The sequence below is a fragment of the Acidithiobacillus sp. TH-A35 genome (assembly GCF_057473505.1).
On record NZ_JBYCKR010000069.1, the window covers coordinates 1 to 6,119 of the forward strand.

The 6,119-nt window shown below is 59.9% G+C and carries 6 protein-coding genes; 4 read left to right on the forward strand and 2 right to left on the reverse strand.

Features of this window, described 5'->3' with window-relative positions:
- Window positions 1-267 precede the first annotated feature (267 nt).
- From AC2VNK_RS02660 to rpsT, 3 genes are all read left to right on the forward strand, one after another.
- Window positions 268-1,071 (forward strand): ABC transporter permease, encoded by an 804-nt coding sequence (locus tag AC2VNK_RS02660; RefSeq protein ID WP_291524034.1) that lies wholly within the window; start codon window positions 268-270, stop codon window positions 1,069-1,071.
- Between the two features lie 19 nt (window positions 1,072-1,090).
- Window positions 1,091-2,104 carry an ABC transporter ATP-binding protein gene (locus AC2VNK_RS02665; protein ID WP_486882707.1) on the forward strand — a complete coding sequence of 338 codons (1,014 nt, stop codon included), beginning with the start codon at window positions 1,091-1,093 and terminating at the stop codon, window positions 2,102-2,104.
- A gap of 138 nt (window positions 2,105-2,242) precedes the next feature.
- Window positions 2,243-2,518 (forward strand): 30S ribosomal protein S20, encoded by a 276-nt coding sequence (rpsT, locus tag AC2VNK_RS02670; protein ID WP_291510257.1) that lies wholly within the window; start codon window positions 2,243-2,245, stop codon window positions 2,516-2,518.
- Between the two features lie 103 nt (window positions 2,519-2,621).
- Here the strand turns inward: rpsT and AC2VNK_RS02675 are convergent, their stop codons facing one another.
- Window positions 2,622-4,601 (reverse strand): UvrD-helicase domain-containing protein, encoded by a 1,980-nt coding sequence (locus AC2VNK_RS02675; protein WP_486882708.1) that lies wholly within the window; start codon window positions 4,599-4,601, stop codon window positions 2,622-2,624.
- Window positions 4,602-4,630: 29 nt separating this feature from the next.
- A complete protein-coding gene (lgt, locus tag AC2VNK_RS02680) occupies window positions 4,631-5,449 on the reverse strand; it encodes a prolipoprotein diacylglyceryl transferase (RefSeq protein ID WP_486882709.1) in 819 nt (272 codons plus the stop codon).
- Between the two features lie 188 nt (window positions 5,450-5,637).
- On the opposite strand from lgt, the gene AC2VNK_RS02685 reads away from it, so the two are divergent.
- Window positions 5,638-6,081, forward strand: a complete 444-nt coding sequence (locus tag AC2VNK_RS02685; protein ID WP_291521891.1) for a MarR family winged helix-turn-helix transcriptional regulator — start codon at window positions 5,638-5,640, stop codon at window positions 6,079-6,081.
- Window positions 6,082-6,119 lie beyond the last annotated feature (38 nt).

A 6,119-nucleotide genomic window follows, 5' to 3' on the forward strand; every position in this document is an offset into this window, starting at 1 on the left:
AAAAGCTTGCAGGCCGACGTCCCGCTTTCGTTGCGGTTTCGACGCCAGCGTTTATGAGTTTAGCATAAAAATGCCCCGGGGGAGATTTTGTTTGCACGGTTCCTTGGGCCGCTTGACCCTTGTCGTAGTCACCGATATAAATCGGTCTTGGAGATATCCAATGGAGAACAACGATGCGACTATGGCTGCGGAGCGTGTTGTTTATGGCGTGGTGTATGGCCCGGGTATTCGCTAGCCTACCTATGGTAGGCCAAATGGGAATGCCATTTGAGTGATACAGCGGCTATAGCGATTACCGCGTCACGCCAGCTACCCACCCGCTGGCCGACGACGCTTACGGCGATCGCTGTGCTGGTTTTTCTGCTTGCACCTTTTGCGGCACTGGTTTTTGCGACGGACTGGCACGATTTCCAGTTCGCTCCCGGTGATCTCGACGCCATCCGGGTTTCCCTGTTTTATAGCGGTCTGGCGCTCATGCTGGTGGTGCTGGCGGGGACGCCACTCGCCTGGTGGCTGGCGCATTATCATTACCGCGGCAAGTGGCTGGTGGACGCGTTGCTGTTGCTACCGCTGCTGACGCCGCCCCTGGCCATGGGCATTTTGCTGAGTTCCCTCTACGGACCTTATTCACCGGTGGGTGGTTTGTTCAGTCAGGCGGGGCTCTATTTGACGAATACTGCACCAGCCTTTGTGCTGGCACAGATCTACGGGGCCATGCCCTACTATGTTCTGGCGGCGCGAGCGGCCTTCGAGGGGGTACCCGAGGAGCTGGAGCAGATCAGCCGTACTCTGGGACGCAACCGCTGGCAGACCTTTTGGTGGGTGACGCTGCCTCTGGCGCGTCTGGGGCTGACGGCCGGGGTGGCACTGGCCTGGGTGCGCGCCATGGGGGAGTTCGGCATCGTGCTCATCGTGGCGTATTTCCCGCAGGGAATTCCGGTCAAACTTTGGGTCAATCTGCAGGATATGGGGCTGAGTGCGGTTTACCCCCTGCTCTGGGTTTTCTTCCTGGTCGCGGTGCCTTTACCTTTGTGGCTGGGGTTGCGCTCGCGCCGACAGGGAATGTTCTGATGGTGCAGTGCTAAAACCTATGGAAATTCGTTATCTGTTGGAAAAGCCGGTCACGCTGGATATTCAGATGCAAGTGCGGGATTTCACCGTCCTGCTCGGTCTTTCCGGAGAGGGCAAGACTATGCTGCTCAAGGCCATCGCCGGTTTGATTCCGGCGCATGGGCATCCTTTCGGTGGCCTTGCTGCCGAGCGGCGTCCTATCGGCTATTTGCCTCAGGGCTATGCGCTTTTCCCGCACCTGCGGGCTTGGGAAAACGTCGCCTTTCCGCTGCCCAGGGGCGCAGGCCGCCGCGCGCAGGCTATGGATTTGCTAACGCGCGTGGGGCTTGTCGATCTGGCAGAGCGTTATCCGGCGGCCCTCTCCGGCGGGCAACGTCAGCGGGTGGCGCTCGCCCGCGCTCTGGCCCGGCGTCCTGAGCTGCTGCTGCTGGACGAGCCTACCTCGGCGCTGGACATGGCCACCCGCGACGAGATTCTGGACGAACTCATCCGTGAGGTCCACGAATTTGGGGTGCCGGTGCTGGCGGTGAGTCATGATCCGCACCTGGCGATGCTCGCAGATCACATGGCGGTGTTGCTGGATGGGCGTATTGCGCAAGAAGGGCCTCCCCGTGCGGTGTTTGCGCGACCCGCCACTATGGGAGTAGCGCGTTTGCTGGGGTTTCGTAATTTCCTGGCGGGGCGCATTGAGGAAATAGAGGGAGCCGGAATGGTAGTGGCAGGAGCAGGAGCCGACTGGCGTTTACGTACCGGCTTGCAGCACGGCATGCATGCGGGTATGGCGGTGACTGTGGCCATTCGTTCCGAGGATCTCGTGCCGGGCGACGCTCTGGGCGTCTCAGCGCCGAATGCCCTGAAATTGAAGATCGTGAGCCTCCGGGAGGAGGGTGTTGCCTTGCGTGTCAGAATGGAAGGAGCTTTATCCTTGGATATGCTGTTACCACGCTTGCAGTGCGAAGGCAGGTCTCTGGTGCTAGGCACAGAGCTGTGGGTGCAAGTGGCACCAGAGTATGTCCACGTGATGGCAGGGTAACGTAGGCTACGCGTCCCCATTTTCGTAGTGCCGGGTGGTTTTTTGCAATCCATTGATATTGACAGGGTTGAGCGTTAGCGCCAGAATACGCCACTTAATTTCCCGCAGACGCGGGATCGTAGATATGGAGAGTAAAAGTTGGCCAATACAGCTCAGGCGCGCAAGCGCGTATTACAAAATGAAAAGCGGCGCTTGCACAACGCCAGTCTGCGCTCGCGCTTGCGCACCTATGTGAAGGGTGTGCTGAAGGCCGTACACCTTGGTGACCAGGAACAGGCACGCAGCGCGTTGCGCGCCGCGGAATCGGTCATCGACAAGACCGTTGGCAAGGGTGTGGCACACCGCAACATGGCGGCCCGCACCAAGAGCCGACTCTCGGCCCGCGTCAAAGCGATGGGTAACGTCGCTCAGTAAAGGCAGGTAGGCGCATCCCGCAGTCCAAGCGGGATACCGCGCAGAAGAGGCGATCCGGTTGTGTGGATCGCCTCTTTGCTTTTATGTGTGGCGAACGCGCTTATCAGGTTTTGCCGAGCATCTCCCGCAGGCGGGCGAAAGCGGCAGTGGGATCCATTTCTTCTTCGGGGTTCTGGTCGCCCTGCCAGTCCAGGTGCTCTTTAGGGATCTCCCGGAGGAAACGGGAAGGTTCCGGATGGACGTCCTGGCCGTAGCGGCGGCGTTTGCGACAGAGACTCAGAGTCAGGCGGAAGCGGGCGCGGGTCATGCCCACGTAGAAGAGGCGGCGTTCTTCTTCAATCTGCTCCGGGGTTTCGCTGTTGCGGTGGGGCAGCAGTTCTTCTTCGGCACCGACCAGAAACACCTGCGGGAATTCCAGCCCTTTAGCAGCGTGCAGGGTGGACAGGCGCAGCACATCGCGGTCGTCGTCCTCCTCGCGCTCCAGCACGTTGAAGAGCATGAGGCGATTGAGGATCTCCGCGAGGGTTTGCGGGCCTTCGTCCTGGTCCTGCAGGCGCTGCATCCAGTTCAGGAGCTCCTGAATATTCTCCCAGCGGCGCCCCACATCTTTTTCGTCGCCTTCACTCTGTAGATACTGCAGATAGCCGATTTCCTCGGGCAGGCTTTGCAGGGCTGGGATCAGTTCGGCTTTGTCTACCTCACCAGCCTTGAGATTCACCCAGCCGGCGAAGCTACGCAGGGCTGTGCGCGCCTTTTCAGGCAACTCCAGCGCGTCTTCCCAAAGCGCGGCGAACAGCGAGAGATTTCGCTCTTTGGCGAAGGCGCCCAAGCGTTCCAGGGTGCTGCTGCCGATGCCCCGACGGGGCGTGTTGACTGCCCGCAGGAAAGCGGGATCATCGTCGGGGTTGACCAGGAGCCGCAGGTAGGACAGAAAATCCTTGATTTCACTGCGTTCAAAGAAGGAGAGCCCGCCGGATATCTGGTATGGAATCCGGGCATTGCGCAGCGCCGCTTCAAAGGGGCGGGCCTGATGGTTGCTGCGGTACAGAATGGCGTAATCGCGGTATTCACCCTGCCGCTGAAAGCGGTCGCGGAGAATGGCATTGACCACTTGCTCCGCCTCGTCGGCCTCGTTGGCGCAGCGCAGGGCGCGGATACTGTGGCCATCGCCCAGCGTGCTCCACAAGCGCTTTTCAAAGAGGTGGGGATTTTGCGCAATGACCGCATTGGCGGCCTGGAGAATGCGGCCGGTGGAACGGTAGTTCTGCTCCAGTTTAACGACTTTGAGGTTGGGGAAATCCTGCGCCAGCCGATGCAGGTTGTCGGCAGCCGCACCCCGCCAGGAGTAGATGCTCTGGTCGTCGTCGCCGACCGCCGTCAGGTTGTGACGGGTGCCCAGCAGACTCTGCACCAGACGGTACTGTGCGCCGTTGCTGTCCTGATATTCATCCACCAGCAGATAGCGGATACGATCCTGCCAGGCGTGACGTGCTTCTGCGTGGCCTTGCAGCAGGCGGGTGGGCAGGAGGATGAGATCATCCAGATCCACGGCGTTGCAGGCACTGAGAGAGCGCTGATATGACGTATAGATATTGGCGGCCTCCTGACCGAGGCGGTCATCCGCATGCGCTTCCTCGGGGAAGAAACCGTCATTCTTGAAACGAGAGATACGGGCCTGGATCGCTTCGGCGAGATCGCTGGGGCCATTGGCCTCGCGGAGCAGGTTACGGACCATCCCCAAGCTGTCGCCAGGGTCAATGACGCTGAAGTTACCGCGATAACCCAGGCGCTCGATGTCTTTGCGCAGGATTTGCAGGCCGAGATGATGAAAGGTGGAGACCATCAGGCCGCGACTGTTATGGCCCTGCAAAGCCTCGGCGACGCGGCTTTTCATCTCGCGGGCCGCCTTATTGGTGAAGGTCACGGCGCAGATGTGTTTGGGGGCAACCTGCTGCTCGCGGATGAGATGGACGATTTTCCGGGTGATGACCCGGGTCTTGCCCGATCCGGCCCCGGCCAGCACCAGCAAGGGACCGTGGATGTGTTTTACGGCTTCCTGCTGTGGTGGATTGAGTTCAGCCATGGGCGTCATGCGGATGCAACGTGCAGCAGTTAATGATCGGCTGCCAATGTGGTTTGGGGCGATTCGGAGAATCCGCCCTTATAGGCCCACCAGATCACCAGCGGGCCGAGAATAATCATGGGCACGGATAAGACCTGGCCCATGGTGTAGTGACCGAAGACAAAGCCCAACTGAATATCCGGCTGGCGCGCGTATTCCGCGATGAAACGGAAGATGCCATAAAAGAGGACAAACATGCCGCCAACGGCACCGGCAGGACGCGCTTTGCGGCTGTAGATGGCCAGAATCAGCAGGAGCAGAACGCCCTCCAGCAGAAACTCATAGAGTTGCGAGGGTTGCCGGGGTTGCGGACCACCGGCGGGAAAGACCATGGCCCAGGGGAGGTCGCTGACACGGCCAAAAAGCTGATCGTTGATAAAGTTGGCCAGTCGCCCCAGACCCAACCCGATGGGCACGGCTGGCGCGATAAAGTCCAGAGTGGGCAGAAAGGCATGTTGCTGATGGAGTCGTGCAAATACCCAGCAGGCGATGACGACACCCAGGAGACCGCCGTGGAAAGACATGCCGCCATCCCATATGGCCAGCATTTTTATGGGATTGGCGAGATAATAGGGGAGGTTGTACCAGAGCACGTAGCCCACCCGGCCACCCAGAATGGCGCCGACGGCCACATAAAATTCCAGGTCGACGACCTGCTCTTTGCGCCAGTTCCAGTGCGCCATGCGGCCGCGCCGGATGAGCCAGACGGTGGCTATAACAAAGCTGATGATCTCCAGCAGACCGTACCAGTGGATGGTGATGGGGCCGAGCTGGAAGCCGACGGTATTGATATCCGGAAAATGCAGCATAGGGTCCTCGTAAATTCAGGCCACCATGGCGGAGCCCTGCGCTTCTGTCAAGGTGACGTCGTGGGCTTAGGCATGTCGACTGGGTCTCCAAGGGTTACTTTTGGGTGCCGGACTTCTCTTGTAAATAGATAGAGCACTAAGTATAAGTACCCTAATAATCTGGGCGGCTAAAAATACCGGAGGGATTCATGAGCAAAGACCTGTTGCAGGAAGCGTTTGCCCTGGCCCTGCATGACAGCGCACGGGCCTGGCGCCACGCGCTGGATCGTCGCCTGAAGAGTCTCGGACTGAGCCAGGCGAGTTGGATGAGTATCGCTTTTCTGGCGCGGGCCAAAACTCCCCTGACCCAGAGCGAACTGGCACATTGTCTCTCGGTGGAGGGGCCGACGGTGGTAGCCATGGTGGACCGGTTACAGCGCGCTGGATTGGTACGCCGCGAGATCGCCCCGGAAGACCGGCGTATCCGACGGGTGTTGCTGACGTCCGAGGGGCGGACCGTGTATGCGGAGGTGAAGCGTGTCGCTGGTGACTTCCGCCGCGAAATGCTGGATGGCCTGGACGCTGCAGAGTTGCAGCAGGCGACGGATCTCCTGCAGCGTTTGCAGCGCATTATCGAAGGATCCTTCCAATGACCGTGGAAAGCGCCGCAGTTGGCACAGAGGGGCTGAAT

Bases quoted from the DNA above. Each gene is read 5' to 3' on its own strand.
- AC2VNK_RS02675 (WP_486882708.1), bottom strand. From the start codon at position 4,601: ATGGCTGAACTCAATCCACCACAGCAGGAAGCCGTAAAACACATCCAC.
- AC2VNK_RS02665 (WP_486882707.1), top strand. From the start codon at position 1,091: ATGGAAATTCGTTATCTGTTGGAAAAGCCGGTCACGCTGGATATTCAG.
- AC2VNK_RS02685 (WP_291521891.1), top strand. From the start codon at position 5,638: ATGAGCAAAGACCTGTTGCAGGAAGCGTTTGCCCTGGCCCTGCATGAC.
- lgt (WP_486882709.1), bottom strand. From the start codon at position 5,449: ATGCTGCATTTTCCGGATATCAATACCGTCGGCTTCCAGCTCGGCCCC.